This window comes from Sphingobium vermicomposti (assembly GCF_011762025.1).
In the GTDB taxonomy this organism is placed as follows: domain Bacteria; phylum Pseudomonadota; class Alphaproteobacteria; order Sphingomonadales; family Sphingomonadaceae; genus Sphingobium; species Sphingobium vermicomposti.
Map to the genome: position 1 here is coordinate 181,507 of NZ_JAASQR010000001.1, position 23,920 is coordinate 205,426.

A 23,920-nucleotide genomic window follows, 5' to 3' on the forward strand; every position below is an offset into this window, starting at 1 on the left:
TGCACAGCCCCTTGCTGCCCCTCCCCCCCTTTCTTCCAGCGCGACATTGGCCTAAGCGGCAGACATGACCGCCCCTTCGAAGTCCGGCCGCCCGCACCTGAAGCTGCTCATCGCCGCGCCGCGCGGCTTTTGCGCAGGCGTCGACCGCGCCATCGTCATCGTCGAACGGGCGATCGAAAAATATGGCGCGCCCGTCTATGTCCGGCATGAAATCGTCCACAATAAATATGTCGTCGACAATCTGCGGGCAAAGGGTGCGATCTTTGTCGAAGAACTGGACCAGGTGCCCGACGGCGTGCCGGTGGTCTTTTCTGCCCACGGCGTGCCAAAGGCGGTTCCGGCCAAGGCGGAAGAGCGCGGCCTCGATTATCTGGACGCCACATGCCCATTGGTCAGCAAAGTGCATCGCCAGGCGGAGCGGCAGGTGGAAGCAGGCCGCCACATCCTGTTCATCGGGCATCGGGGCCACCCGGAGGTGATCGGAACCTTCGGCCAGGTGGACGCCGGCCACATGACGCTGATCGAAACGGTCGAGGATGCCGAGCGCTTCACCCCCGCCGATCCCGACAATCTGGCGTTCCTGACGCAGACGACGCTTTCGGTGGACGATACGGCGGCAATCGTCGCGACCCTGCAACGTCGATTCCCCGCCGTTCACGCGCCCAAGGGCGAAGATATTTGCTACGCAACGTCCAATCGCCAATCGGCGGTCAAGGCAATCGCGTCAGCCTGCGAAGCGGTCTATGTGATCGGCGCGCCCAACAGTTCCAACTCTGTCCGGCTGGTCGAAGTCGCCGAGCGGGAGGGCACGCCAGCGCGCCTGATCCAGCGCGCCGACGAAATCGATTTCGACTGGCTGCGCGATGTCAGGACATTGGGGCTGACCGCAGGCGCGTCGGCCCCGGAAATACTGGTGCGCGAGGTGATCGACCAGTTGCGCACACAATTTGAGGTGGATGAGGAAGAAGTGGAAACCGCGCGCGAAAATATCGCCTTCAAGCTGCCGCGCGGACTGGAGCCTGCCTAGACCATGGCCGTTTATACGCATGTTCCGGCAGAGGATATCGACGCCTTCCTCACCCGCTATGACGCCGGTCGGCTGGTATCGGCCAAGGGCATCGCCGAAGGGGTGGAAAACAGCAATTATCTGCTGGAAACCACTGGTGCCGATGGCCACGGTCATCGCTACATATTGACGCTTTACGAAAAGCGCGTGGATGAGGCCGATCTGCCCTTCTTCATGGACCTGCTCGACCATCTGGGGGAGCGGGGCTGCCTGGTGCCGCGCTTTATCGCCGACCGCGACGGCAAGCGCCTGCAGCAGCTGAGTGGTCGCCCGGCCTGCCTAATCGAGTTTCTGACCGGCATTTCCGTGACTGAGCCGACCGCCGGGCAAGCGCGCGCGGCAGGCGCGGCGCTAGGACAGTTGCACAAGGCTGCGGAAGGTTTTGCGGGCGAACGCCGCAACGCGCTGGACCTGCCGGGCTGGCACGACCTGGCCGACAAGTGCGGTGAGCATTTCGACGATATCGCGCCCGGCCTTCATCGGCGCGTCGCTGATGAGCTCGCCTTCCTCGACGCCCACTGGCCGACCGACCTTCCCCGCGCGGTCATTCATGCCGACCTTTTCCCGGACAATGTGCTGATGCTGGGCGATGAGGTCACGGGCCTGATCGACTTCTATTTCAGCTGCACCGACATCCGCGCCTATGATCTGGCGGTGACGCACAGCGCCTGGTGTTTCAGCAATGACGGCGCGACATGGTTCGGCGATCGGTCGCGCGCGATGATCGCGGGCTATGAAGCGGCGCACGGACTGTCGGCTGCCGAGCGGACAGCCTTTCCCATTCTGTGCCGGGGCGCGGCGCTGCGTTTCCTGCTGACCCGCGCCTATGACTGGATCAACACGCCGCCCGACGCGCTGGTGACGCGCAAGGACCCGCTCGCCTATCTGCGGCGTCTGGACTTCTACGCGAAGGCGACTCCGGCGGAATTGCTGGACATATGATGGCGGACGAGATGCCCGCCCCCCCACCTTCGCAAGAGAGCGCGGCGAGCACCCCTTCCAAAGTCGAAATCTTCACCGACGGTGCGTGCAAGGGCAACCCTGGCCCCGGCGGCTGGGGCGCGGTGTTGCGCTCTGGCTCCACCGAGAAGGAAATTTCCGGCGGCGAAGGTCAGACCACCAATAACCGCATGGAAATGATGGCGGTGATCGAGGCGCTGAACGCGCTCAAGCGGCCGTGCACCGTGACGGTCTATACCGACAGCAAATATGTGCTGGACGGCATCACGAAATGGGTTTTCGGCTGGCAAAAAAATGGCTGGCGCACCGCCGACCGCAAGCCGGTCAAGAATGGCGATCTATGGCAGGCGCTGGTCGCCGCACAGGCGCGTCACAAGGTTGCGTGGCAGTGGGTTAAGGGCCATGCCGGACACCCGGAAAATGAACGGGCCGATCAACTCGCTTGCGCCGCTGCCGAACATTTCCGCGCCGCCTGAAATTTCAGCGCAGCCGGGCCGGATCATACAGGGCCGGGTCCAGAGCAGCGATGGATGAAGGCTGCGAATCGCCCGTCACCAGGCTGGCTGCCAGCAACGCTGCGGCAGGCGCGGTCTGGATGCCGAAGCCGCCCTGTCCCGCGAACCAGAAGAAATTCGGGCGGGCGGGGTCGAAGCCATAGACCGGCGCGCGGTCGGGCGCGAAGCTGCGTAGCCCGGCCCATCTGCGCTCGACCGCTTCGATCGGCCAGTCCACCACCTGCTGGAAACGGGCAATCGCCTGCGCCACCGCCAGTTCTTCGGGCGCGGCGTCGCAGGGCGGCGACGGTTCTTCGTCATGCGGGGTCAGCCAGATGCGGTCCCGCCCTTCTGGTCGGAAGTAGAATTGCGATTGCAGGTCCATGACCAGAGGCAATGCTGGCGACGGAAGCGACGGCACGCGCAGTTGCACCACCGTGCGTCGAAGCGGCGTGATGCCGATGGGCGCGACGCCACTCAATTGCGCGACATGGTCGGCCCAGGCCCCCGCCGCGTTGACCAGCAGGCCGCAATGGACATCGCCCTGCCCGGTGCTGATCCGCCAACCTGCCCCGTCGCTGACAGCGCTTTCAAGGCGGCATGCCGTGCGTAGTTCACCGCCCAATCCACGAAAGCGGTGCAGATAGGCCTGATGCAACGCCGCGACATCGATGTCGCACACGTCCGGTTCCAGCACGCCGATGGTCCATTCAGGCCGCAGTCCGGGCACCAGAGCGGCGGGATCGACCCGGCGCAAGACGACGCGGTCGACAAATTCGTCCTCCAACTGGTCGCGCGCACGCGTGCCGGACGCGCGACCGATATGGAGGGTCTGGCGCGGTGACAGGAAGGACCCGTCGGCGAAATCCGGGTCGGGAAAGCGCAGCATCGGTCCCGAGGCCGTCGTCAGCGGCTGGACGAGGCGACCGCCATAGGTCTCCTCCCAAAACGCCACTGAACGGCCAGTGGCGTGGTAGCCCGCGCTCGGCTCCTGCTCCAGGATCAGGACGGAGCCGTGTTCCGCCAGCTGCGCGCCCAGGCTAGCCCCGGCAATGCCGCCGCCGGCAATGACGATGTCGAATCGGCTCATGCGGGAGCGGCCTCGTCAAAAAAGGCGTCGATCCGTTGTAGCGCGTCCATTCGCACATGATCGCGCTCCCGCAATATCTCATGCGCCGCGTCGCGCCCATAGACATGCAGGCGCGCGCCCGGAATGCGCCGGGCTACGCGCTGGATCGCCGGCGTGGAAACCAGGCGGTCGTGGCGCGCGGCAAGGATCAGCAACGGCACGGCGATCCGGTCGAGCGCATCGCCCCGCTCCAGCGACCGGGTCGATTCCAGTGCCTGCGCAACCCACCGCCAGCTGGGCGGTCCCAGCGCGATGTCGCGGCTATGATCGCGCCACCACAGTTCATCGGCATAGCGATCGGGGTCATGGGTCAGCCGCTTTTGCCGGGCGGCGCGTTGCCAGCTGGATTCTTCCTTCTGGGTCCAGGCCTGCCGCGCCTCAAAGCCCAGCGCGCACATCGTCCTGGCGATGAATCGCGCCAGCCAGGGCGGTAACAGGCCCGCATGAACGCCCATCATCGGTGCCACAGTGACGGCGGCGTCAGGCGCTGGCATCCCTTCGGCCAGCGCGCGCAGCAGCAAATGGCCGCCCATGCTATGCGCGACGACCACGGCGGGACCATCGCCTTCGGCGCGCCAGTCCGTGGCGAAGCTGCGAAGATCGCCGATCCATTGGCCGAAATCTTTGATATGGCCGCAAAGTGGGTCGCCGGTCAGCCGACCCGATCCGCCCTGCCCACGCCAATCGAAGGCCGTGACCGCCCACCCCTGTTCCGCCCAATGGTGGATCACTTCGAGATATTTCTCGATCATGTCGCCGCGTCCGCCCAGCACGAGCATCCGTCCGCGCTCCCCGTCCCCCAAACGATAGCGCCGCAACGGCCAGCCGTCGGGCGCGTGCCAGAAATCCAGCCGCCCGTTCATCGGCCAGGCGCGACGGTCAAAGGCCGGGGGAGCGAATAGGGGCGAATCCATGGAGCGCATGGTTACGGTTTGGTAAGCCATCCGGTCTAGAAGATTAGAGTCATGACGGGGGAATATTTCAAGCTGGCGCTGCTGTGCGCCCTGGCGCTGCTGCTGATCGCTGCATCCATAACGGATCTGCGCTCGCGGATTATCTCCAATAGGCTGAACCTTTTCATCGCGGTGATGGCACCTCTGTGGTGGCTTGCCAATGACCTGCCGCTCTGGCCCGGCATGACCGTGCAGCTCATCCTGGCGCTGTCGGTATTCGCGATCTTCGCTGTCCTGTTCGCCTTTGGGTGCATGGGCGGGGGTGACGTAAAGATGCTGGGGGCGCTCGCACTCTGGTTCCCGTGGCAGCCCCTGTTGTCGATGCTGATGGTCATGGCGATCCTGGGCGGCGTGGTCACGATCGTCACGGTCGTCCACCATCGCGTAACCCGGCGGCTGGGCCAACCACAAATACCTTATGGCGTCGCAATATCTGTGGCGGCTTTGTGGCTGATTGGCGAACGATATCTTAACCAATTTGCGTAATCATGACGGTTCAGGCGGAACTCGCCTGATTGAGGGAGATGAATTTCATCATGGACGCCAAGAAAATCGTTCTGCTGGTCGGAGCGCTTATCATAGCGGTCACGACGGCCCTTCTAGCGCGCAACATGCTGAGTTCGTCGGGTGCGCCCCAGGCGGGTGCATCAGCGATGCCCGTGGAAGCAAACCAGCCCCATGTGCTGGTCGCCACCAGGGCGCTGCCGGTAGGCTCGATCCTGAATGCGGAAAGCTTCCGCTTTCAGCCCTGGCCCAAGGATTTGGTCGAACAGGCCTATTATATCCGTGGGGAAGCTGATCCGGCCAAGCTGATCGGCAGCGTCATTCGCACCGCCATTTCCGCAGGCCAGCCGATGACACTGGGTTCGGTGATCAAGCCGGGCGAGCGCGGCTTTCTGGCCGCGGCTCTTGGGCCGGGCATGCGCGCCGTGACGGTGCCGGTGTCCGCGCAGAATTCCGTCGCCGGATTTGTCTTCCCAGGCGATCGCATCGACCTGGTGCTGACGCAGAGCGTCAGCGGCGGGGGCGAAGGCGATCCGCTCAAGGTTTCCGAAACGATCCTGCGCAACCTGCGCGTGCTGGCCACCGATCAGCGCATGGACGCCATGGGCGACGACGGCAAGCCGGTCGTCCAGACCTATTCCAACGTCACGCTGGAAGTAACGCCCAAGATCGCCGAAAAGATCGCGGTTGCGCAGACCATCGGTTCGCTGTCGCTGTCGCTGCGTTCGCTGGCGGATAATCCGTCGGAGTTGGACGCCGCCATAGCCGGTGCCGACGTCGACTTGCCCGACGGTGCCAGCCAGCAAGCCGAAAAGACGATCATCGCCAAATTGGCGGCGCGTCCCATCGACCGGGGCGGCACCTTTTCCACCGGCGCCGACGTGTCGCGCTATCAGCGCAGCAACGTCCCCGCCAAGCCGTTGCAAGGGTCAGCCGTACCCGCCGGGGGATCGGGGACCGGCACAGTCGCCCTGAACGGCCCTGTCATCCGCATCGCTCGCGGCACCAATGTGACCGAAGTTCCGGTCGGGGGGAAGTAAGATGAAGCGTTTCCACCTTCACGCGGGCAAGGCGGCGGTCAAACCGCTCGTCGGCCCCGCCATCGCGCTGGGCCTGGCGGTCGCCATGGCCGCCACGCCGACCGCCGCACTCAACGCCGCTCCCGCTGCGATGCAGGACAATGCGATCCTGATGTCGGTGGGTGGCAGCCGGGTAGTCAACCTGTCGGCGAAAATGTCCGACGTGGTGATCGCCGACCCCGAAGTCGTGGACGTCCATGTCCGCGCCCAGAACCAGCTTTACCTGATCGCCAAGAAGCCGGGTGAAACAACCGTCTTCGTGACGGCGACCAATGGCAAGGTGCTGTTTTCCGGCACGGTGCGGGTGGGCAACAACCTGACCAGCATCGACGACATGCTGGACTTGGCCATGCCCAATGCGAACATCGCGGTGAACAAGATGAACGGCATGGTCCTGTTGACCGGCACGATCGCCGCGCCTGAAGACGCGGCAGAAGCCGAGCGCCTGACACAGGCCTTCGTCGGCAAGGATGTGACCGTGGTCAGTCGCCTGCGCACCGCCACGCCGCTGCAGGTCAACCTGCAGGTGAAGATCGCCGAAGTCAGCCGCGATGTCGGCCACAAGATCGGCACGAACTTCGCTTCGCGCGATCCCGGCATCGGCAAGTTCGTAGGTAATATCGGCGGCGGTACGCGCAATGCGGTCACCTTCGACGCAGGCGGGGGGGGGACGTTTATCAACCCTGTCGACGGTAGCTACACCCTAGGCGGCGTCGCCAGCATCCTGGGCATGGACGTTGCCGCAGTGCTCGACCTGGCCGAATCAGCGGGCCTGTCCACAACGCTGGCTCAGCCAAACCTGACCTCGCTTTCGGGCGAAACCGCGAGCTTCCTGGCCGGTGGCGAATTCCCTTACACCGTCACCAACGGCACACAAGGCAACAGCCTGGAATGGAAGCAATATGGCGTGCAGCTTGCCTTCACGCCGACGGTTCTGGCGGACGGCCGCATTTCCCTGCGCGTGCGCCCGACAGTGTCGAGCCTCGACTTCTCGGTCGACCTCAATGTTCCGGCCTTGAAGACGCGCACCGCGGAAACGACGGTAGAACTCGGCTCCGGTCAGGCCTTCATGATCGCAGGCTTGCTCAGCAACGACACGGGCAATTCGGTCAACAAGGTTCCGGGCCTGGGCAACATCCCCATCCTGGGTAGCCTGTTCAAGTCGCGCTCGTTTCAGCGTAACGAGACGGAACTGGTCATCGTCGTCACGCCTTACCTCGTAAAGCCGATCAACGCGTCCGACGTGCGCCTGCCGACCGATGGCTTCCGCAACGCCAACCAGGGACAGGGCCTGTTCCTTCAGCAGGGTCACGACGGCGTCAGCGGCGCCCGCGCGCCCATGCCCAGCCGTGGCCCCGCCGAGCAGATCCCACCGCCCGGCCCGCAAGCGTCATCGTCGATGCCCGCCGTGGCCGCGCGAAACGACGGTAAGCGGCAGGCCAAGTCGAACGCCGCTCCCGGCTTCAGCTTCTGATCCGAAGGACGAAGGACATGATCATGATGTCATCCACTATCTCTGCGTCCCGGACGATGCTGCGCATCAGCGCGCTTGCGCTGCTGGCCCTGCCGCTCGCCGCCTGCCAGCATGACAATCGCGGCCTCGAATCGGTTCACCAGCCGGTCGTCAGCCACACCGCCTTTACCTATGACGTGCAGGCGGGTCCCGATGGCGGCCTTACGACGAGCGAAGCCGTCCGCCTGCAGGGCTGGCTCGCGTCAATCGGCCTTGGCTATGGCGACAAGGTCGCACTGGTCACCGACGGTGCCTATTACAGCCCGTCCCTGCGCGAAGGCATTGCCGATGTCCTGGGACGCCGGGGCATGTTGATCGGCGAAGACAGCTCTGCCGCGGCTGGCCAGGCCCCGGACGGCAGCGTCCGCCTGATCGTGCGCCGCGCAAGTGCGAGCGTGCCCGGCTGTCCCGACTGGTCGGACAAGGCCGAAAGCAGCATGCAAATGGGCACGTCGGCCAATTTCGGGTGCGGCGTGAACGGCAACCTGGCCGCGATGATCGCTGACCCCGAAGATCTGGTTCGTGGCCAGAGCACAGACAGCGACCTGCGCACGGCGACGTCGAACCGTGCGATTTCCACCTATCGCGACAAGGCCCCGACCGGATCGGGCGACCTTAAATCCCAATATGGAGGCAATTGAGATGAACGCGCCTTGGAAACCCGGAATGACCGGCCAGCGTGATCCCTTCCACGCCTTCGTATGCGACGATCACAGCCACGACCTGCTATCGGTCATCGTCTCCGAAATGGGATGGGCCCCTGAAAAGGTGAACAAGGGCGGCATGCGCAATGCAGTGCAGAGCCTGTCCGTCACCGCGAGTCCGCAAATCCTGTTCGTCGACATGTCCGAAAGCGGCGACCCGCTCAACGACATCAACAGCCTTGCCGAAGTCTGTGAACCCGGAACGGTGGTGATCGCCGCCGGCCAGGTCAACGACGTGCGCCTTTACCGCGATCTGCTGGCCAGCGGCATACAGGATTATCTGTTGAAGCCATTTGGCGCGGACCAGCTGCGTGACGCGCTGGCGCAGGCGCAGGCGGTGTTCTTTGCACCGCGCGATGCCGCACCCGAACATAGTCACATCACCACCGCCGTCATAGGCACGCGGGGTGGCGTAGGTGCTTCCAGCATCGCGACCTCGCTCGCCTGGCTGCTCAGCACCAAGCATCAGCGTCCGACCGCCCTGCTGGACCTGGACGTTCATTTCGGCACCGCGGCGCTCGCCATGGACCTGGAACCGGGTCGCGGCCTGACCGACGCGATCGAAAATCCCAGCCGTATCGACGGCCTGTTCATCGAACGCGCCATGGTCCGCGCCAGCGAAACGCTCGCGATCCTGTCGGCCGAAGCACCGATCAATCAGCCGATGATGACGGACGGCGGCGCTTTCTACCAGCTGCTGGAAGAATTCCGTTCCGCTTTCGAATGCACCGTCATCGACTTGCCGCGCAATATGCTGATCCAGCACCCGCACCTTATGGGCGACGCCAATATCACGGTGGTCGTCACCGAGTTGACGCTGGCAGCGGCACGCGATTCGATCCGCGTCCTTTCATGGCTCAAGAGCAACGCTCCACAGTCGCGGGTGCTGGTCGTCGCCAACCGCGTCCACCCCGGCGTACCGGAAATCAGCCGCAAGGATTTCGAGGCGTCGATCGAACGCAAGATCGACATCCTGATCCCGTTCGATCTGCGCATCGCCGCCCAATCTGCCAAGCTGGGCAAGACGCTGGCGGAAACCGCAAAGGGCAACAAGGTAGGCGCCGCCTGCTTCAGCCTGCTGGAAGCGGTCATCGGCGCGGCCGAAGAGGATGAAGGCGACGGCAAGGCGACAAAGAAGGGCGACTCCCTGCTTGGCAAGATTGCGAGCCTCAAATCCCGCATCCCTGCCCGTCGCAAGGATAAGGCGGCGGCGCGGAACTAAGCAGCACTCCCCCCTCACGGAACGGGCGATCACATGGACGGCAATTTCTTCCTGCTCTTGATGCTGCTGACAGCCCTTTTCGGGATGGTCGCCATGGCCATTTCCGGGCCGTCGGCCAACCAGGCGAGCAGGCGTCGCGTCGACCTTATCCGGGCCCGGCACAGCGGCTCACACGACGCGATCCTGGAAACGCGCATGCGCAAGGCGATTTCCAACCGCCAGACCGGTGCCGAAATGAAGATGCTGACGTCGCTCGTCCCGAACCCGGAAAACCTGACCAAGCGTTTGAAGGCGACGGGCAAGAAGTGGACGCTCAACAACTATATGACCACCTGCGCCATCATTGCGCTGGTGCTTTGCGCGCTGATGCTGCTGCGTGGCTACCCGCCCCTTCTGGCGGTGATGCTCAGTCTGGCGGCAGGGCTTGGCTTGCCGCATATTTGGGTCGGTCGCCTGATCACCAAGCGGGTGCTTCGTTTCACCAGCAAATTCCCCGACGCGCTTGAGCTTATGACGCGCGGTCTGCGTTCCGGCCTGCCGATCTCCGAAACGCTGAGCGTCGTCGCATCCGAAGTTCCAGGCCCGGTGGGCGAGGAATTCAAGCTGATCACCGAACGCATCAAGATCGGCAAGACGATGGATCAGGCAATGCAGGAAACCGCCGACCGCCTGGACACGCCGGAGTTTCAGTTTTTCGTCATCAGCCTTACCATCCAGCGGGAAACCGGCGGCAACCTGGCGGAAACGCTCGCCAACCTGGCGACGGTGCTGCGCCAACGTTCGCAGATGAAGCTCAAGATCCGCGCCATGTCGTCGGAATCCAAGGCTTCTGCCTACATCATCGGAGCGCTGCCGTTCCTGGTGTTCGGCATGATCTGCTACATCAACTACGGCTATATGTCGCCGTTCTTCACGCCGGACCCGGCGGGCTTGTTCGGCCTGTCGCTGATGCAGGTCATCGGCATCGGCGGCATGTGCTGGATGGCCATTGGCGCCTTCATCATGGCGCAAATGATCAGCTTCGAAATTTGATGGGAAGGACATAATCATGGAATCCGCTCCCGTCCCCGGCGGCACGTTGTTCGGCATGACCGCTACCGATTTCGGCACGCTGCTCGCCGCGCTCGCCACCCTTGCCACCCTGTTCGCGCTCTATGCAGTGACGACGGTGCGCGATCCGATGGCGAAACGGGTCAAGGCGCTCAACGAACGGCGTGAACAGTTGAAGGCCGGCATCACCGCGTCGACCGCCCGCCGCCGCGCGAAACTGGTCAAGAAGAACCATACGACCGACCAGATGCGGTCATTCCTGTCCAGCCTCAAGGTGCTGCAGGACGACCAGTTGAAGGACGCGCAAATCCGCCTGGCACAGGCCGGCATTCGATCCAAGGACTGGGCCGTTGCCATCATCTTCGGCCGGATGGTGCTGCCCATCGTCATCGGCGGAACCGCCGCGCTGATGATCTATGGCTTCGAGGCTTTCCCGGATTGGGGTGGTGGAAAACGGTTCATGGCCTTCGCCGTGGCGCTGCTGTTGTCCTACAAGGCCCCTGATCTTTTCATCGACAACAAGATCCAGAAACGCGCAGCGGCCATCCGCAAGGGGATTCCCGACGCGCTCGACCTGCTGGTGATCTGCGCGGAAGCGGGCCTGACCGTGGACGCTGCCTTTAGCCGCGTGGCGCGGGAATTGGGCAAGGCTTATCCAGAGCTGGGCGATGAGTTCCAGCTGACCGCCATCGAACTGTCCTTCCTGACCGAACGGCGCATGGCGTTTGAAAATCTGGCCACGCGCGTGAAGGTGGAAGCGATCAAGGGCGTGGTGACCACCATGATCCAGACCGAAAAATACGGCACCCCGCTCGCTTCGGCGCTGCGCGTGCTATCGGCGGAATTCCGTCACGAACGGATGATGCGTGCCGAAGAAAAGGCAGCGCGCCTGCCCGCAATCATGACCGTGCCGCTGATCCTGTTCATCCTGCCGACCTTGTTCGTCGTTATCCTGGGACCGGCGGCCTGTTCGATCAGCACTGCCTTCTAAAAGCAGAATAACAGGAGAGGACGGAAGGGGGCGCTTGCGAGCGGCCCCTTCACCGCGTTCAACGCTTCAATCGGCCAGGATGAAGTCGACGCCCGCCCGCGCATGAATGGCCGTGCCATCGTAGATCGGCAGGACATTGGCACGGACATCGACGATCATTTCCAATTCGGTGCAGGCTAGGATGGCCGCCTGCACATCTTCCTTCGCGATGTCGGTCAGTTCCGATTTCATATAGCGTTCGGAATTGCGGCTCACCTTGCCCAGGGTCAGTTCCTCATAGACAATGCGGTCGATCCGCTCCGCCAGCTCCAGATCGGGCGGCAAGAGCGAAATGCCGTGCGACACCAGCCGCTTGCGATAAAAGCCTTCGGTCATGACGTTGCGCGTCCCGATCAGCGCCGCTTTCCTGATCCCGTCGGCTTTCATCTGGCGACCGACCACGTCGGCAATGTTGATGATGGGAATATCGACGCCCGCTTGCACCTCGTCATAGACGCGATGCATGCTGTTGGCGCAGATCAGCAGACCAGCAGCGCCTGCCTGTTCCAGCCGCCGCGCGGAGGCCGTGAGAACATCGCCCGCATGGGCCCATTCCTCGTCCGTGGTCGACCGGCCTATATCGGCGAAATCCAGGCTTTCGATCAGCAAGGGCGCGCCATGCTGCCCGCCCTTGGCGCGATTTACGGCCTGATTGATGATCTGGTAATAGCGCGCGGTGGACGTCCAGCTAAGACCGCCGATCAGACCCAGTTTTTTCATGTAACGCCTTACCCCAAAGCATCGACCGGAAGCTTCCCCTCCGCCGCCGCTCAAGCGTTAGGCACGCCGCCGCGCTGGGGCAAGTCCCTTCCCGCCCGCACCCCAACGAAGGCGCGCCCAAAGCACCAGCCCTGACGTACCAGCGAGTCCCCCGGCCACGACCAGCCCCGCATGCTGGAGCAGAAAGGCCAGAGCCGTCACCGAACAGCCAGCCAGGCCGCCAGCCATCGCCAGCAGCCTGATCCGCCTCGCCTGATCGCCCGGCCCGCCCCGGCCCGCGAACATGGCGACCATGGCCACTACCCACGCCAGCGCGCCGGTCGCCGCCGTAACGCCGACCAGCAGCAGCGCTCCCCCTGTAACGCCATCGCCCCGCGCGGGCATGATGCCAAAGGCATTGGGGTTGAGATAGGCGGCAAGCGCCGCGCAGAGCATGGACAAGCCGATGGCTCCGCAAAACGCCGTCAGCAACGTCGGCAGCGCCTGCGGTCGCCATCCACGCGCCAGCACCAGCCCCAGCGATGCACCGATGAGCAAAGTGCCCGCGATTTCCGGCAGGTTGACGATATCCGCACTGTAGATCCCAGCCGCGGCAAGCAGCAGCACGCCGACACCAGCGGCATGCAATCGCCGTTGGCTGGCCTCTGCTTCATATTTCCACAGGGACAGGACGAACAGCAGGGACGACAGCGCCCATGCGACAAGGACGGCGTCCACCCCGCCGCTCACGGCCGCCCCCCTCTACCGCAGCGGCGAATGGCAATGATCGCGCCCGGCAGCACCGCGCTGGCAAACAGCACCGCGATCAGGCCGAGGTAGCGCGCAGCGACGCTCCCCGCTTCGGCCGCAACGATGAGCGCCCCGGCAAGGCCGCCAGAACACAGGATCAGGATGATTGCGGCGAGCGCGAACCCATCTTTGCGCTGGATGCGGATTGCCGCGAACCCGCCGACAATGCAGGCCAGGGCGAATGGAATGACCAGGAAAGCGTTCATCCGTCCCCGGCCTCCAGATCACCTGTGCCCGTCGGCTCTCCCTCCCCCACTGAGAGAGAGCCTGACAAGGGATTAAAGCAGCCGTTCGCTGACGACCTTGCCGCCCTGGGTGATACGGACGGCATTGCCGATCTCTTCATCCAGCACGGGCGCATTCTGGTCCTTGTTCCAGAAGGCGGACAGGAAGTTGTAGAGATTGCGCGCAAACAGGGCCGACGCGTCGGCGGCGAGGCGCGAGGGCACATTTTTGTGACCCACGATCTTGACCCCATGACGCTCCACTACCTGGCCCAGAACCGCGCCTTCGACATTGCCGCCCTGCTCGACGGCGAGGTCGACGATGACGCTGCCCGGCTTCATCGACGCAATCTGCGCATCGGTGATGAGGCGCGGAGCGGGTTTGCCGGGGATCAGAGCCGTGGTGATGACGATGTCCTGCTTGGCTATGTGGCTGGACACCAGATCGGCCTGCGCCTTTTGATACTCCTCGGACATTTCGGTGGCATAGCCGCCCTTGCCCTCGCCCTCTATCCCCGCAACGCTTTCGACGAAGATCGCCTTCGCGCCCAGGCTTTCAATCTGTTCCTTGGTCGCGGAGCGGACGTCGGTGGCCGACACCTGCGCGCCGAGCCGCTTGGCCGTGGCAATCGCCTGAAGGCCCGCAACGCCCACGCCCATGATGAAAGCGCGCGCGGGCGAGATGGTGCCCGCCGCCGTCATCATCATCGGAAAGGCGCGGCCATATTCCGCCGCCGCGTCCAACACCGCCTTATATCCGGCCAGGTTCGACTGGGATGAAAGTATGTCCATCGATTGCGCACGGGTGATGCGTGGCATGAACTCCATCGCCAACGCTTCATAGCCCGCTGCCGCATAGGCATCGACGCGCGCGCGCTCGACAAAGGGATTGAGACCGGCGACGATCCACGCACCCGGCTTGGCACCTGTGATGCTGGCCACGTCAGGACCCTGGACGCCCAGGATGATATCCGCGCCCGCTACCGTGGCGGCGCGATCGCCCAGGGCCGCGCCCATGGCGGCATAATCCGCGTCGGCGACATCGGCGGTCAGGCCAGCCCCTGCTTCGACCGCGACATCGGCTCCCAGCGCCTTGAACTTCTTCACCGTTTCCGGTGTGCCCGCAACGCGACGCTCGCCCTGCGCGAGTTCCCTGATAATGGCTATTTTCATTGGCATCCCCCTGTCGGCGCGTGCCTTAGCCGGATATCAGTAGAACGACGATGGCGGTCAGGATCACCGTCGCAATCGTACCCCATTTCACCAAGGACACGAACCCCGAATAGGTCTGGTTCGCGCTGTCCATATTTCCTTCCGACGCCATGTCAGTCCCCTTGTCAGCTTTTTTCGAGCGCCCTCTTATCGCCAAGCCTGCCCCCCCTCAAGCCGCAAACGTCGGAAAATAGGTTCCGGTTAAGCCGACCTTTACTCCCAGCGACTAGGCTTTGCCCTGAATTCAACAAGAGGGGCAAAATGGCTCGCGACGGCGTTCCCATGCTGATGCTGATAGATGACGAGCCTGCGCAACGCAGGCTGGTGTCGGCATTGGCCGCGCGCGCGGGATGGCGCACGATCTTCGCCAATGATGGCGACACGGCCATCGCGATGCTGGGCACGCAGGACGGCATGCGGCTGGACGCCGTGCTGCTGGACCAGTGGAGCCCGAGCTACGAGCCCGCGGGCCTTGTCCGCGAACTGCGCAGCCGCCGCCCCGCGCTGCCGATCCTGATCCTGACCGCGCACAACAGCGTCGCCGTTGCCGTGGAAGCCATGCGCGCGGGGGCGACCGACTATCTGTCAAAACCCGTTGCGCCGGAACGGCTGCTCGCCGCCCTAAACGCCACCTTGTCGAGCGAACATGGCAAGGGCGAACTGCGCCCCCTGACCGAGAAAATCTCTGCCGCCCTGTCGTTCGAGGATGTTGTCGGAGCCGCACCCCAGTTCCGCGCCGCTCTTGCCATCGCGGCCAAGGCGGCGCGCGCGCGCGTCCCGGTGCTGATCGAAGGGGAAAGCGGCGTCGGCAAGGATGTCATCGCCCGCGCGATCCACGCGGCATCGCCCCGTCACAAGCAGGCGATGATCACCGTGAACTGCGGCGCGATTCCCGCCAACCTGGTCGAATCCGACCTGTTCGGCCATGAGCGGGGGGCGTTCACGGGCGCATTCGATCGCCATATCGGCAAATTCGTGAGCGCCGACACCGGAACGATCTTCCTTGATGAAGTCAGCGAAATGCCGCTGGATGCGCAGGTGAAACTGCTGCGGGTGCTGCAGGATGGCGAAGTGCAGCCCATCGGCGCGCGTCGGCCTTTCCACGTCGATGTCCGCGTAATCGCAGCCACCAACAAGCGGCTGGTCGATGAGATAGAGGCAGGCCGCTTCCGCGAAGACCTTTATTATCGCCTGAATGTCGTTCAACTCACCGTGCCGCCGCTGCGGGACCGGTTGGGAGACGTGCCCGCGCTGTGTCGGCACTTGCTGGCACGGATCGCGACTCAGCCAGGGTTGCGCAGCCTTGGCCTGACTGACGACGCGCTTGCCCTGCTGATGCAGCATGACTGGCCGGGCAATGTCCGCCAGTTGCAAAACGCCCTCTTCCGCGCGGCTGTATTGTGCGAAGGCGATGCCCTGACCCCGCAGGACTTCCCCCAGATTGCGAGCCACATCCGGTCGCGGGCGCTCGGCGAAACCACGCATCCCCGCCTGCGCGCCGTTCCGCAAAGCCATCGCGAGGCCGCCGGCATCACCCTGTTCGAAGGCGACGGCCATGTGCGGCAGCTGGCCGAGATCGAAGCGGACGTCATTCGCCTGGCCATCGGCCATTATCGCGGGCGCATGACCGAAGTCGCCCGGCGGCTGGGCATCGGCCGTTCCACCCTTTACCGCAAGCTGGCGGAACTGGGCATCGATAGCGCCGCCTGAACGCGCCCATCCCGAAGTTCCAGCCCGGACTTATCGTCACCTCATCGCTCGATGGGTCGTTGCGGCGTTGAAATGTCGGGACGGCTATGCTTTGGAAGGGAGATGAAAATCTTGCCCCTTACCGCCTGCCTTCCCCTGTTGCTGCTGGTCGCCTGTGGTCGCGCCGAACCGGTCGAGGACATGCCGACGCAAGAGGAACTGGCCGCTGCCGCCAATGCCGCGGCTGCCAGCGCCCTGGCCACCGCAAAGGCGGACGACGTGGAAAGCCGCAACTATGTCAATATGAAGCGCGGCTTTTCGGTGACCTTCCCCGAAGGGTGGCAAAAGGACGCATCGGCCAGCACTGACGATGGAGCGGTTTTCGAAGATCCCGGTGCCGGGGCCAATGTGCGGGTGTTCTGGCAGGCCAGTCGCAACGACCAGACACTGCAGCAGATTGTCGAGAAGGTCAGCAGCGGGGCCGAGGGGGTCGATGGCGACTTTATCGGCGACAATGAATATCGCGGCACGGCCAATGACAATGACGGCAATAATGTCGCCATCCGGGTGCTGCGCCAGCCGGAGGGCGGAACTGTCATCGCGACATTCGCCTATCCCGAAATGTTGAGCGAACAATATCAGGCCATCGCCGCGCGGGCGCTCGACAGTCTGGAAATCTTCGCGCCACAGGGCGGCGCGGCGCAAAAAGTCGCCTCGCCAGATGGGGCGGACAACGCGACGACCGCAGAAGCTGAATAATGATGGTGGTGACTACTGCCTAAACCGCGCTCAATCCCGCATCCGCCAGCCCGCGCCACAGGCGGAGCGCCTGCACGCTTTCAGGCACATCATGCACCCGCACCATCTGCGCGCCCAGTTGCGCCGCGCGGAAGGCCAGCGCTATCGATCCGCCTAGACGATGCGATGCCGGTGCTTCGTTGGACAAAGCGCCGATCAATCGCTTTCGGCTTCCCGCGAACAGCACGGGGACGCCCAGCCCCTGAAAAATGGCCAGGTCGTTCACCAGTGCCAGATTGTCCGCCAGCGACTTCCCGAAACCCAGGCCCGGATCGATCATGATCCTGCCCCGCGCGATACCGGCGGCCATGCAGGCGTCGATGCGCGATTCCAGCATGTCGAAAACGTCCGTAACCACATCGGCATAGCCTGCCACATTGTCGTGGGGATCATCGCCTGCGGATGGCGCGTGCATCAGGATGACGGGACAGTCCGCCTTCACTGCCACCTCCATGGCGCGCGCATCGTGGAGCAGAGCGCTGACGTCGTTGATCACCTTCGCCCCGGCTGCAAGGGCAGCTTCCATCACCGCAGCCTTGCGTGTGTCGATGGACACCGCAACGCCCGCCGCCGCCAGGCGTTCGATCACCGGCACGACGCGGGCAATCTCATCCCCTTCCCATATTGTGGCCGCGCGGGGTCGCGTCGATTCGCCGCCAACATCGACCAGCGCCGCGCCTGCCGCCGCCATGGCAAAGCCAGCGTCAGCAGCGGCCTGCGGATCATCGGCATGTTTGCCGCCGTCCGAAAAACTGTCCGGCGTGACGTTCAGGATCGCCATAAGCTGTGGCGCGTCGAAGCGGATCGTCCGATCGCCAAGGGTCAGCGGGGCGCGCGGGGCGGAAATATTCGCGGCGATCTGCTGCGCCCTGCGCGCCAGCGGCTCCGGCAATCCGGCAATCATATCCGCCAGTTCCGCGACCGGCACCGTCACCCGCGCCAGCCTGTCGCGGCCCTTCCGCACTGTCAGCTCATAGGCCTGAAACCAGATCAGCCCATTGCCCATCCGTGCCGCCGTCCCGTCGGGCAGGCCCATGGGCGACGGCACAAACCATGTCGGCTTCAGGTAAAGCCGCGCGTCCGCAGGCATCTGGGAAAGCATCTACCGTCCTTCCAAAGGGCCAGGCCGACCTTTGCTCCCCAGCCAGCCGTTCACGCTCGCGCCCTTTAAGGCTCGTTGGCCAGCAAATATGTCTGCCTCAGCGCATCGATGGGTTTCAGTCCACCATCTGCTTCATAATGCCAGAAAGTCCAGCCGTTGCAGCTTGGCGCGCCCTGCAGCGTCGCGCCAAGCTTATGGATCGACCCGCTATCGCTGCCGACATTCAGCGATCCGTCCGCCCGCACCACCGCTTGCCAGCGGCGCTTGCTGTCCATCAGCACCGCGCCGGGTTGCAAATAGCCCGTTTCAACCAGCGTGCCGAACGCCACCTTGGGCTGCGCCCTGGCGCTCTGCATGATGGTCAGCGCCGATTCGTCGAGCGGCAGCGCGGCCTCAATCCGCTCCAGCGCGACTTCGATATAGCTGTCCTCGCGCTCGATGCCGATCCACTTGCGGCCCAGGCGCTTGGCCACCGCGCCCGTGGTGCCGGTGCCGAAAAAGGGGTCTAGCACCACGTCGCCCGGCTTGGTGCAGGCCAGCAGCACGCGATAGAGCAGCGCTTCGGGCTTTTGCGTCGGATGCGCCTTCGTCCCGTTACGCTTCAACCGCTCCTGCCCGCCGCAGATGGGAAGCACCCAGTCCGACCGCATTTGCAGTTCGTCGTTCAGCGTCTTCATCGCCTTGTAGTTGAACGTATATTTGGCGTCCTCACCCTGGCTGGCCCAGATCAGCGTTTCATGCGCATTGGTGAACCGCGTACCCTTGAAATTGGGCATCGGGTTCGCCTTGCGCCAGATGACGTCGTTCAGAATCCAGAAGCCCTCATCCTGCAACGCCGTGCCGACGCGGAAGATGTTGTGATAGCTACCGATCACCCAGATGCTACCATTAGGCTTCAGAATGCGACGCGCTTCCCGCAGCCATGCCTTGGTAAAGCGGTCATAGGCGCCCAGCGTGTCGAACTTGTCCCAATCATTATCGACAGCGTCCACCCGGCCACCTTCGGGCCGGAACAGATCGCCGCCCAGCTGCAGGTTATAGGGCGGGTCGGCAAAGATCATGTCGATGCAGCCGTCAGGCAGCTTTGCCATTTCAGAGATGCAGTCACCGCGCAGCAGACGATCCGCCTCAATCTCAACCGGCGCGACCGCCCTTTTACGCCGCGTCGCGACGCGCTCCATCACACCCATTGCCGGACCCCCATTCGTTACGGGACCAGCGTTGAGTCCTATGGAGTCCGCCGTCAAGATCAGCGTCTTAGCGTTTATTGCTAACAATCCGTCGGCACCGGAAAGAACGAATGGAGTAGCCACGACATATTGAGTCCCTTGGTCTGCCCAAGACTCTATATAAGGTGGTGTGGCACAAAAGACTCAGCCTTTGGCGTGGCGGAAGTTTTTTTGGTTAACGCGTCTGCTCCGATAAAATCAGGGGTTCACCTTGATCAATTCATAACTTTATGGTTATGGATTTGCCCATGGATAGCCACCCTTCTCATGGCGACCGCAGCGCCGCTTGCGACGAATTATTCAAGGCTCTGTCCGACGGGACCAGGCGGGCACTGCTGGAATATCTGGTCAGGCAGGGCGAACAAAGCGTCCACGCGCTGACCGCCATATCCGCCGTGTCGCAGCCCATGGTCTCCCGCCATCTGGCCAAGCTGAAACGCGCGCGCCTCGTGACTGCTCGCCGAGCGGGGCGGGAAACCTATTATAGTGCGCGGGTGAAGGGGCTGGCCCCGGTAGTGCAATGGATGGCGATCTACGGCGCGCTATGGTCGCAGCGGTTCACTGCGCTCGAAGAATTGGCGGACCCCGCTTAGCGGCAATATCCCTCCCGACCAGGGATGAGGATCAGGCAATCGCTCTTGTCCGCCAGATATTTGAAGCCTGTCTCCGCGCCCGTCCCTGGCCTGATGGTGACATCCCTACCGTCACGCACAAAGCGGATCGTCGCGCCTTCGCTTACACCGGAATATTCCGCCTGTCGGTCCAATGTATCGCGATTGGTGATGGAAACATGGTCGGGTCGTCCATCAGAAGACGGCTGGATGTCCAGAAACAGCCCTTCCGGCCCGGCCCATCGCCCTACCCATGCATCCGTCGGCCTTTCGACGGTCACGTTCATGTCGTCAGCGCGCGGCGTATCGGGATCGTCAATCACCTCTATCGCCGGGGCCTGCGACGCATTGTTTGAGGCGGCCTGATTGTCGACCGCCTTGGAACAACCGCCAAGTAATGCCAGCGCCAACATCATGGGCAGACCAGGGCTGAAGGTCAGGTTCGACTTCATACATCTTTCCCCTTGCATTCCTTTGCTCAAACGGGTGAACGCTCATGTTCGATCCATGGCAGTTGAACATCCATGGTGGCAGGAAAAGAGACGTGGAGAAGATCGCGAAAAGCCCCCGCACCGGACAGACACGGGCACGGTTCGTCCGGGAATCGGCGGACGTCAGGCGGCAGGCGCTGATCGACGCGACCGCGCAATGCCTTGCTGAAAAAGGCGTGGGGGGAACGTCGGTACGCGCCATCTGCGCCCGCGCAGGCGTGTCCGCTGGATTGCTCACCCATTATTTCGACGGGGTCGAAGCACTGATCTTGGCCACCTATCGCGATGTCGGCGAAAAAGTAGCGGCTGCCATGGAGCAGGCCGTAGCGCAGGCAGGTCCCGATCCCCGCGCGCGCCTTTGGGCCTATCTGCACGCCAATTTGCAGCCGCCGGTGCTGGACCCCAATTTGCTGGCCACCTGGATTTCCTTCTGGAGCCTGGTGAAGACCAATCCCGAAATCGCGGCAACCCATGCCGAAACCTATGGCGGGTCGCGTGAACGGCTGGAAGTGCTGCTAAGGGAAGCCGCACCACAAATCCCCCGCCCCGCCGCGCGGGTCGCCGCCATTGCACTGACGGCGATGCTGGACGGGCTGTGGCTGGAACTATGCCTCGATTCTTCCACATTCTCGACAGACGAGGCCCTGGCCATGGTCGAGGAAGCGATGACCTATATCGTTGAGAAGCCCAGAACCGATCCTGTCGATCAATAAAGCGGGCAGTGATCGTTTTTCTCAATATGACCGGGTGAGAAAACCAATTTCCCCCGACTCGCCTCCGTCCCTACATAGGCCGGGCAACAGAAACCCCCTTAGAAGGAACTGGAAAGCCGATGGCGCTTATCAACACTACCATCAAGCCGTTCAAAGCCACCGCATTCAAGGAAGGCAAGTTCGTCGACGTCACTGACGCGGACGTGAAGGGCAAGTGGGCGATCTTCTTCTTTTACCCCGCTGACTTCACCTTCGTCTGTCCGACGGAACTGGAAGATCTGGCAGGCATCTACCCCACGCTTCAGTCGCTGAATGTCGAAGTCTATTCGGTTTCGACCGACACGCATTTCAGCCACAAGGCCTGGCACGACACCTCGCCCGCCATCGGCAAGATCAACTATTACATGCTGGGCGACCAGTCGGGCCAGATCACGAACAATTTCGACGTGATGCGCCCGGGCGTCGGCCTGGCCGACCGCGCGACCTTCCTGGTCGATCCCGAAGGCGTGATCCAGTTCATGGAAATCACTTCGGAAGGCGTAGGCCGCAACGCGACCGAACTGCTGCGCAAGGTCAAGGCCGCACAATATGTCGCCGCTCACCCCGGCGAAGTGTGCCCGGCCAAGTGGGAAGAGGGTGAAGAAACCCTGGCTCCCTCGCTCGACCTTGTCGGCAAGATCTAACTCTGCCTGACATCTCACCGGGCCGGGTTGAGCAATTCCCTGGCCCGGTGGGGCTTACTGACATGCTCTTGCAAAGGCAGGAGCCAGTCCCGCTGCCTCAGTTTGGCTCCTGCCTTTGCAAGAGCGCAGCGTTACAGAGAGACCTAAATGACGATGCCCGGATCAAGAGATCCGGCAACCGGACCCGCGCGCCCCGTTTACGGCGCACCAATTCAATGGAGCTACGACACGATGTTGGACGCAAATCTGAAAGGCCAGCTGAAGGCCTATATGGCGAACATCACGCAGCCGATCGAGCTGGTGGCATCGCTGGACGACGGAGCGAAATCGCGCGAGTTGGAAACGCTGCTGAACGAAATCGGCGAACTGTCGGACAAGGTGACCGTCACCTCCGGCAACGACCGGCGCAGGCCCAGCTTCATGATCCGCCGTGCGGGGACGGACATTGGCGTGACCTTCGCGGGCATTCCGATGGGGCACGAATTCACCTCGCTGGTGCTCGCCCTGCTGCAGGTTGGCGGCCATCCGTCGAAGGCCGCGCAGGATTTAATGGAGCAGATCAAGGATCTGGACGGCGATTTCAGCTTCGAAACCTATTTCTCTCTATCCTGCCAGAACTGCCCCGACGTGGTGCAGGCGCTGAACCTGATGAGCGTGCTCAATCCCCGGATCAAGCACGTTGCCATTGACGGCGCACTGTTCAAGGAAGAGGTCGATGCGCGTCAGGTCATGGCCGTGCCCACCGTATTCCTCAACGGCGAGCCCTTCGCTTCGGGCCGCATGGAATTGGAGCAGATCGTCGCCAAGATCGACAGCGGCGCGGCGGACAGGGCCGCTGCAAAGATCCGCAGCCAGGACCCGTTCGAGGTGCTGATCGTCGGCGGCGGGCCCGCAGGAGCGGCGGCGGCCATCTATGCCGCGCGCAAGGGCATTCGCACCGGCATCGCCGCAGAGCGTTTCGGCGGCCAGGTGCTCGACACCATGGCGATCGAAAATTTCATCTCGGTATCCCACACCGAGGGGCCAAAGCTCGCCGCGCAATTGGAACAGCATGTGAAGGATTATGATGTCGACATCATGAACCTGCAAAAGGCGGCCAAGCTGATCCCGGCCAGCGTGGAGGGCGGATACCATGAAGTCGTGCTGGAAAATGGCGCGTCGTTGAAGGGCCGCACGGTAATCCTGTCCACCGGCGCGCGGTGGCGGCAGATGGGCGTGCCGGGCGAGGATGAATATCGCAACAAGGGCGTTGCCTACTGCCCCCATTGCGACGGTCCGCTGTTCAAAGGCAAGCGCGTGGCCGTGATTGGCGGCGGCAATAGTGGCGTCGAAGCGGCGATCGATCTGGCCGGTATTGTCGCCCATGTGACGCTGATCGAATTTGACAGCCAGCTGCGCGCCGACGCCGTGCTCCAGCGCAAACTCGCCAGCCTGCCCAATGTCCGCATCATCACCTCCGCTCTTACGACCAAGGTAGAAGGTGACGGAGCCAGGGTGACGAGCCTCAGCTACAAGGACCGGAACCAGGGCACCGAACATGATGTCGAACTGGAAGGCATTTTCGTCCAGATCGGCCTCGTCCCCAATACGGAATGGCTCAAGGACGCTGTCGCCCTCTCACCGCGTGGGGAGATTGAGATTGACGCACGCGGCGAAACCAGCCAGCCGGGCATATTCGCTGCCGGTGACTGCACGACGGTGCCCTACAAGCAGATCGTGATCGCTTGCGGAGCCGGTTCGACGGCAGCCCTGTCGGCGTTCGACTATCTGATCCGACTGCCCGCCGCGGTGGAAGAGGCGGAAGCAGCCTGAAGAGACAACTCCCCGAGCGGGGGGTTGGGAAGCGGTCGGCCCCAGGCCCGGTGCCGGCCGCTTCTTTAATTCAGCGCGCGTCCGACAAGAGCGGACCCCGCTGCCACTATTTGCAAAGTTAAATCCTTCCTACGCCGCAGGAT

General features: G+C 63.2%; 26 protein-coding genes. 16 read left to right on the plus strand and 10 right to left on the minus strand.

Translation table 11 applies throughout. From position 1 onward, the window contains the following. Positions 1-64 precede the first annotated feature (64 nt). The 3 genes from ispH to rnhA are packed head-to-tail and all read left to right on the plus strand — an operon-like array spanning position 65 to position 2,502. Positions 65-1,027 carry a 4-hydroxy-3-methylbut-2-enyl diphosphate reductase gene (ispH, locus tag FHS54_RS00970; protein ID WP_167301919.1) on the plus strand — a complete coding sequence of 321 codons (963 nt, stop codon included), beginning with the start codon at positions 65-67 and terminating at the stop codon, positions 1,025-1,027. 3 nt (positions 1,028-1,030) lie between these two features. Next, complete coding sequence (gene thrB, locus FHS54_RS00975) at positions 1,031-2,008, plus strand: homoserine kinase (protein ID WP_167301920.1); 978 nt, start codon at positions 1,031-1,033, stop codon at positions 2,006-2,008. 11 nt (positions 2,009-2,019) lie between these two features. Further along, a complete protein-coding gene (rnhA, locus tag FHS54_RS00980; protein ID WP_167301921.1) occupies positions 2,020-2,502 on the plus strand; it encodes a ribonuclease HI in 483 nt (160 codons plus the stop codon). 4 nt (positions 2,503-2,506) lie between these two features. Here the strand turns inward: rnhA and FHS54_RS00985 are convergent, their stop codons facing one another. Beyond that, entirely contained in the window at positions 2,507-3,610 is a 1,104-nt protein-coding gene (locus FHS54_RS00985) for an NAD(P)/FAD-dependent oxidoreductase (protein ID WP_167301922.1), read from the minus strand. Further along, on the minus strand, positions 3,607-4,572 hold the full coding sequence (locus FHS54_RS00990) for an alpha/beta fold hydrolase (RefSeq protein WP_208404713.1): 966 nt from the start codon (positions 4,570-4,572) through the stop codon (positions 3,607-3,609). The genes FHS54_RS00985 and FHS54_RS00990 overlap by 4 nt, the downstream gene beginning before the upstream one ends. A 42-nt stretch (positions 4,573-4,614) precedes the next feature. Between FHS54_RS00990 and FHS54_RS00995 the strand changes: the two genes are divergently transcribed. The 7 genes from FHS54_RS00995 to FHS54_RS01025 are packed head-to-tail and all read left to right on the plus strand — an operon-like array spanning position 4,615 to position 11,665. Then, on the plus strand, positions 4,615-5,088 hold the full coding sequence (locus tag FHS54_RS00995) for an A24 family peptidase (protein ID WP_167301924.1): 474 nt from the start codon (positions 4,615-4,617) through the stop codon (positions 5,086-5,088). Positions 5,089-5,138: 50 nt separating this feature from the next. Next, positions 5,139-6,146, plus strand: coding sequence for a Flp pilus assembly protein CpaB (cpaB, locus tag FHS54_RS01000; RefSeq protein WP_167301925.1), 1,008 nt, complete (start codon positions 5,139-5,141; stop codon positions 6,144-6,146). 1 nt (position 6,147) lies between these two features. After that, complete coding sequence (locus FHS54_RS01005; protein ID WP_167301926.1) at positions 6,148-7,659, plus strand: type II and III secretion system protein family protein; 1,512 nt, start codon at positions 6,148-6,150, stop codon at positions 7,657-7,659. Between the two features lie 23 nt (positions 7,660-7,682). Then, the gene (locus FHS54_RS01010) at positions 7,683-8,339 is read left to right on the plus strand and encodes a CpaD family pilus assembly protein (protein WP_243855546.1); all 657 of its coding nucleotides are present in this window, start codon (positions 7,683-7,685) and stop codon (positions 8,337-8,339) included. A gap of 1 nt (position 8,340) precedes the next feature. Beyond that, positions 8,341-9,624: a pilus assembly protein CpaE gene (locus FHS54_RS01015; protein ID WP_167301927.1), complete on the plus strand. Its 1,284-nt coding sequence runs from the start codon at positions 8,341-8,343 to the stop codon at positions 9,622-9,624. Positions 9,625-9,657: 33 nt separating this feature from the next. After that, a complete protein-coding gene (locus FHS54_RS01020) occupies positions 9,658-10,656 on the plus strand; it encodes a type II secretion system F family protein (protein ID WP_167301928.1) in 999 nt (332 codons plus the stop codon). Positions 10,657-10,672: 16 nt separating this feature from the next. Next, the gene (locus FHS54_RS01025) at positions 10,673-11,665 is read left to right on the plus strand and encodes a type II secretion system F family protein (protein ID WP_167301929.1); all 993 of its coding nucleotides are present in this window, start codon (positions 10,673-10,675) and stop codon (positions 11,663-11,665) included. Between the two features lie 66 nt (positions 11,666-11,731). Here the strand turns inward: FHS54_RS01025 and FHS54_RS01030 are convergent, their stop codons facing one another. The 5 genes from FHS54_RS01030 to FHS54_RS01050 all read right to left on the minus strand — a co-directional run bounded on the left by FHS54_RS01030 (position 11,732) and on the right by FHS54_RS01050 (position 14,761). Then, entirely contained in the window at positions 11,732-12,424 is a 693-nt protein-coding gene (locus FHS54_RS01030; protein ID WP_167301930.1) for an aspartate/glutamate racemase family protein, read from the minus strand. 57 nt (positions 12,425-12,481) lie between these two features. Beyond that, positions 12,482-13,153, minus strand: a complete 672-nt coding sequence (locus FHS54_RS01035; RefSeq protein ID WP_167301931.1) for an NAD(P)(+) transhydrogenase (Re/Si-specific) subunit beta — start codon at positions 13,151-13,153, stop codon at positions 12,482-12,484. Further along, entirely contained in the window at positions 13,150-13,419 is a 270-nt protein-coding gene (locus FHS54_RS01040) for an NADP transhydrogenase subunit alpha (protein WP_167301932.1), read from the minus strand. Before FHS54_RS01040 ends, FHS54_RS01035 begins: the two co-directional genes overlap by 4 nt. Positions 13,420-13,491: 72 nt before the next feature. Continuing rightward, positions 13,492-14,610 carry an NAD(P) transhydrogenase subunit alpha gene (locus FHS54_RS01045; protein WP_167301933.1) on the minus strand — a complete coding sequence of 373 codons (1,119 nt, stop codon included), beginning with the start codon at positions 14,608-14,610 and terminating at the stop codon, positions 13,492-13,494. A 25-nt stretch (positions 14,611-14,635) separates the two neighbouring features. Continuing rightward, entirely contained in the window at positions 14,636-14,761 is a 126-nt protein-coding gene (locus FHS54_RS01050) for an aa3-type cytochrome c oxidase subunit IV (RefSeq protein ID WP_167301934.1), read from the minus strand. 149 nt (positions 14,762-14,910) lie between these two features. On the opposite strand from FHS54_RS01050, the gene FHS54_RS01055 reads away from it, so the two are divergent. After that, positions 14,911-16,359 carry a sigma-54-dependent transcriptional regulator gene (locus FHS54_RS01055; RefSeq protein WP_167301935.1) on the plus strand — a complete coding sequence of 483 codons (1,449 nt, stop codon included), beginning with the start codon at positions 14,911-14,913 and terminating at the stop codon, positions 16,357-16,359. Positions 16,360-16,461: 102 nt separating this feature from the next. After that, positions 16,462-17,097, plus strand: coding sequence for a hypothetical protein (locus FHS54_RS01060; RefSeq protein WP_167301936.1), 636 nt, complete (start codon positions 16,462-16,464; stop codon positions 17,095-17,097). Between the two features lie 19 nt (positions 17,098-17,116). Here the strand turns inward: FHS54_RS01060 and folP are convergent, their stop codons facing one another. Further along, positions 17,117-18,238 carry a dihydropteroate synthase gene (gene folP / locus FHS54_RS01065; RefSeq protein WP_167301937.1) on the minus strand — a complete coding sequence of 374 codons (1,122 nt, stop codon included), beginning with the start codon at positions 18,236-18,238 and terminating at the stop codon, positions 17,117-17,119. Between the two features lie 65 nt (positions 18,239-18,303). Continuing rightward, positions 18,304-19,428: a site-specific DNA-methyltransferase gene (locus tag FHS54_RS01070; protein ID WP_167301938.1), complete on the minus strand. Its 1,125-nt coding sequence runs from the start codon at positions 19,426-19,428 to the stop codon at positions 18,304-18,306. A 287-nt stretch (positions 19,429-19,715) separates the two neighbouring features. On the opposite strand from FHS54_RS01070, the gene FHS54_RS01075 reads away from it, so the two are divergent. Next, positions 19,716-20,060 (plus strand): ArsR/SmtB family transcription factor, encoded by a 345-nt coding sequence (locus tag FHS54_RS01075; RefSeq protein ID WP_167301939.1) that lies wholly within the window; start codon positions 19,716-19,718, stop codon positions 20,058-20,060. Here the strand turns inward: FHS54_RS01075 and FHS54_RS01080 are convergent. Beyond that, positions 20,057-20,530, minus strand: a complete 474-nt coding sequence (locus tag FHS54_RS01080; RefSeq protein ID WP_167301940.1) for a hypothetical protein — start codon at positions 20,528-20,530, stop codon at positions 20,057-20,059. The genes FHS54_RS01075 and FHS54_RS01080 overlap by 4 nt on opposite strands. 92 nt (positions 20,531-20,622) lie before the next feature. Between FHS54_RS01080 and betI the strand changes: the two genes are divergently transcribed. The 3 genes from betI to ahpF all read left to right on the plus strand — a co-directional run bounded on the left by betI (position 20,623) and on the right by ahpF (position 23,777). Further along, positions 20,623-21,282: a transcriptional regulator BetI gene (gene betI, locus FHS54_RS01085; protein WP_341785916.1), complete on the plus strand. Its 660-nt coding sequence runs from the start codon at positions 20,623-20,625 to the stop codon at positions 21,280-21,282. Between the two features lie 119 nt (positions 21,283-21,401). Then, positions 21,402-21,965: an alkyl hydroperoxide reductase subunit C gene (ahpC, locus tag FHS54_RS01090; protein ID WP_167301942.1), complete on the plus strand. Its 564-nt coding sequence runs from the start codon at positions 21,402-21,404 to the stop codon at positions 21,963-21,965. A 231-nt stretch (positions 21,966-22,196) separates the two neighbouring features. Next, positions 22,197-23,777: an alkyl hydroperoxide reductase subunit F gene (ahpF, locus tag FHS54_RS01095; RefSeq protein ID WP_167301943.1), complete on the plus strand. Its 1,581-nt coding sequence runs from the start codon at positions 22,197-22,199 to the stop codon at positions 23,775-23,777. The last annotated feature ends 143 nt before the right edge of the window (positions 23,778-23,920 follow it).

What these genes read in the sequence shown, in the direction of transcription:
- FHS54_RS01055 (WP_167301935.1), top strand. Translation starts at nt 14,911, where the DNA reads ATGGCTCGCGACGGCGTTCCCATGCTGATGCTGATAGATGACGAGCCT.
- FHS54_RS01080 (WP_167301940.1), bottom strand. Translation starts at nt 20,530, where the DNA reads ATGAAGTCGAACCTGACCTTCAGCCCTGGTCTGCCCATGATGTTGGCG.
- FHS54_RS01050 (WP_167301934.1), bottom strand. Translation starts at nt 14,761, where the DNA reads ATGGCGTCGGAAGGAAATATGGACAGCGCGAACCAGACCTATTCGGGG.
- ahpF (WP_167301943.1), top strand. Translation starts at nt 22,197, where the DNA reads ATGTTGGACGCAAATCTGAAAGGCCAGCTGAAGGCCTATATGGCGAAC.
- FHS54_RS01005 (WP_167301926.1), top strand. Translation starts at nt 6,148, where the DNA reads ATGAAGCGTTTCCACCTTCACGCGGGCAAGGCGGCGGTCAAACCGCTC.
- FHS54_RS00985 (WP_167301922.1), bottom strand. Translation starts at nt 3,610, where the DNA reads ATGAGCCGATTCGACATCGTCATTGCCGGCGGCGGCATTGCCGGGGCT.
- FHS54_RS01020 (WP_167301928.1), top strand. Translation starts at nt 9,658, where the DNA reads ATGGACGGCAATTTCTTCCTGCTCTTGATGCTGCTGACAGCCCTTTTC.
- thrB (WP_167301920.1), top strand. Translation starts at nt 1,031, where the DNA reads ATGGCCGTTTATACGCATGTTCCGGCAGAGGATATCGACGCCTTCCTC.
- cpaB (WP_167301925.1), top strand. Translation starts at nt 5,139, where the DNA reads ATGGACGCCAAGAAAATCGTTCTGCTGGTCGGAGCGCTTATCATAGCG.
- folP (WP_167301937.1), bottom strand. Translation starts at nt 18,238, where the DNA reads ATGCTTTCCCAGATGCCTGCGGACGCGCGGCTTTACCTGAAGCCGACA.
- ispH (WP_167301919.1), top strand. Translation starts at nt 65, where the DNA reads ATGACCGCCCCTTCGAAGTCCGGCCGCCCGCACCTGAAGCTGCTCATC.
- FHS54_RS01040 (WP_167301932.1), bottom strand. Translation starts at nt 13,419, where the DNA reads ATGAACGCTTTCCTGGTCATTCCATTCGCCCTGGCCTGCATTGTCGGC.
- rnhA (WP_167301921.1), top strand. Translation starts at nt 2,020, where the DNA reads ATGCCCGCCCCCCCACCTTCGCAAGAGAGCGCGGCGAGCACCCCTTCC.
- FHS54_RS01030 (WP_167301930.1), bottom strand. Translation starts at nt 12,424, where the DNA reads ATGAAAAAACTGGGTCTGATCGGCGGTCTTAGCTGGACGTCCACCGCG.
- FHS54_RS01015 (WP_167301927.1), top strand. Translation starts at nt 8,341, where the DNA reads ATGAACGCGCCTTGGAAACCCGGAATGACCGGCCAGCGTGATCCCTTC.
- FHS54_RS01070 (WP_167301938.1), bottom strand. Translation starts at nt 19,428, where the DNA reads ATGGGTGTGATGGAGCGCGTCGCGACGCGGCGTAAAAGGGCGGTCGCG.
- FHS54_RS00990 (WP_208404713.1), bottom strand. Translation starts at nt 4,572, where the DNA reads ATGCGCTCCATGGATTCGCCCCTATTCGCTCCCCCGGCCTTTGACCGT.
- FHS54_RS01025 (WP_167301929.1), top strand. Translation starts at nt 10,673, where the DNA reads ATGGAATCCGCTCCCGTCCCCGGCGGCACGTTGTTCGGCATGACCGCT.
- FHS54_RS00995 (WP_167301924.1), top strand. Translation starts at nt 4,615, where the DNA reads ATGACGGGGGAATATTTCAAGCTGGCGCTGCTGTGCGCCCTGGCGCTG.
- FHS54_RS01075 (WP_167301939.1), top strand. Translation starts at nt 19,716, where the DNA reads ATGGATAGCCACCCTTCTCATGGCGACCGCAGCGCCGCTTGCGACGAA.
- FHS54_RS01045 (WP_167301933.1), bottom strand. Translation starts at nt 14,610, where the DNA reads ATGAAAATAGCCATTATCAGGGAACTCGCGCAGGGCGAGCGTCGCGTT.
- ahpC (WP_167301942.1), top strand. Translation starts at nt 21,402, where the DNA reads ATGGCGCTTATCAACACTACCATCAAGCCGTTCAAAGCCACCGCATTC.
- FHS54_RS01010 (WP_243855546.1), top strand. Translation starts at nt 7,683, where the DNA reads ATGATGTCATCCACTATCTCTGCGTCCCGGACGATGCTGCGCATCAGC.
- FHS54_RS01060 (WP_167301936.1), top strand. Translation starts at nt 16,462, where the DNA reads ATGAAAATCTTGCCCCTTACCGCCTGCCTTCCCCTGTTGCTGCTGGTC.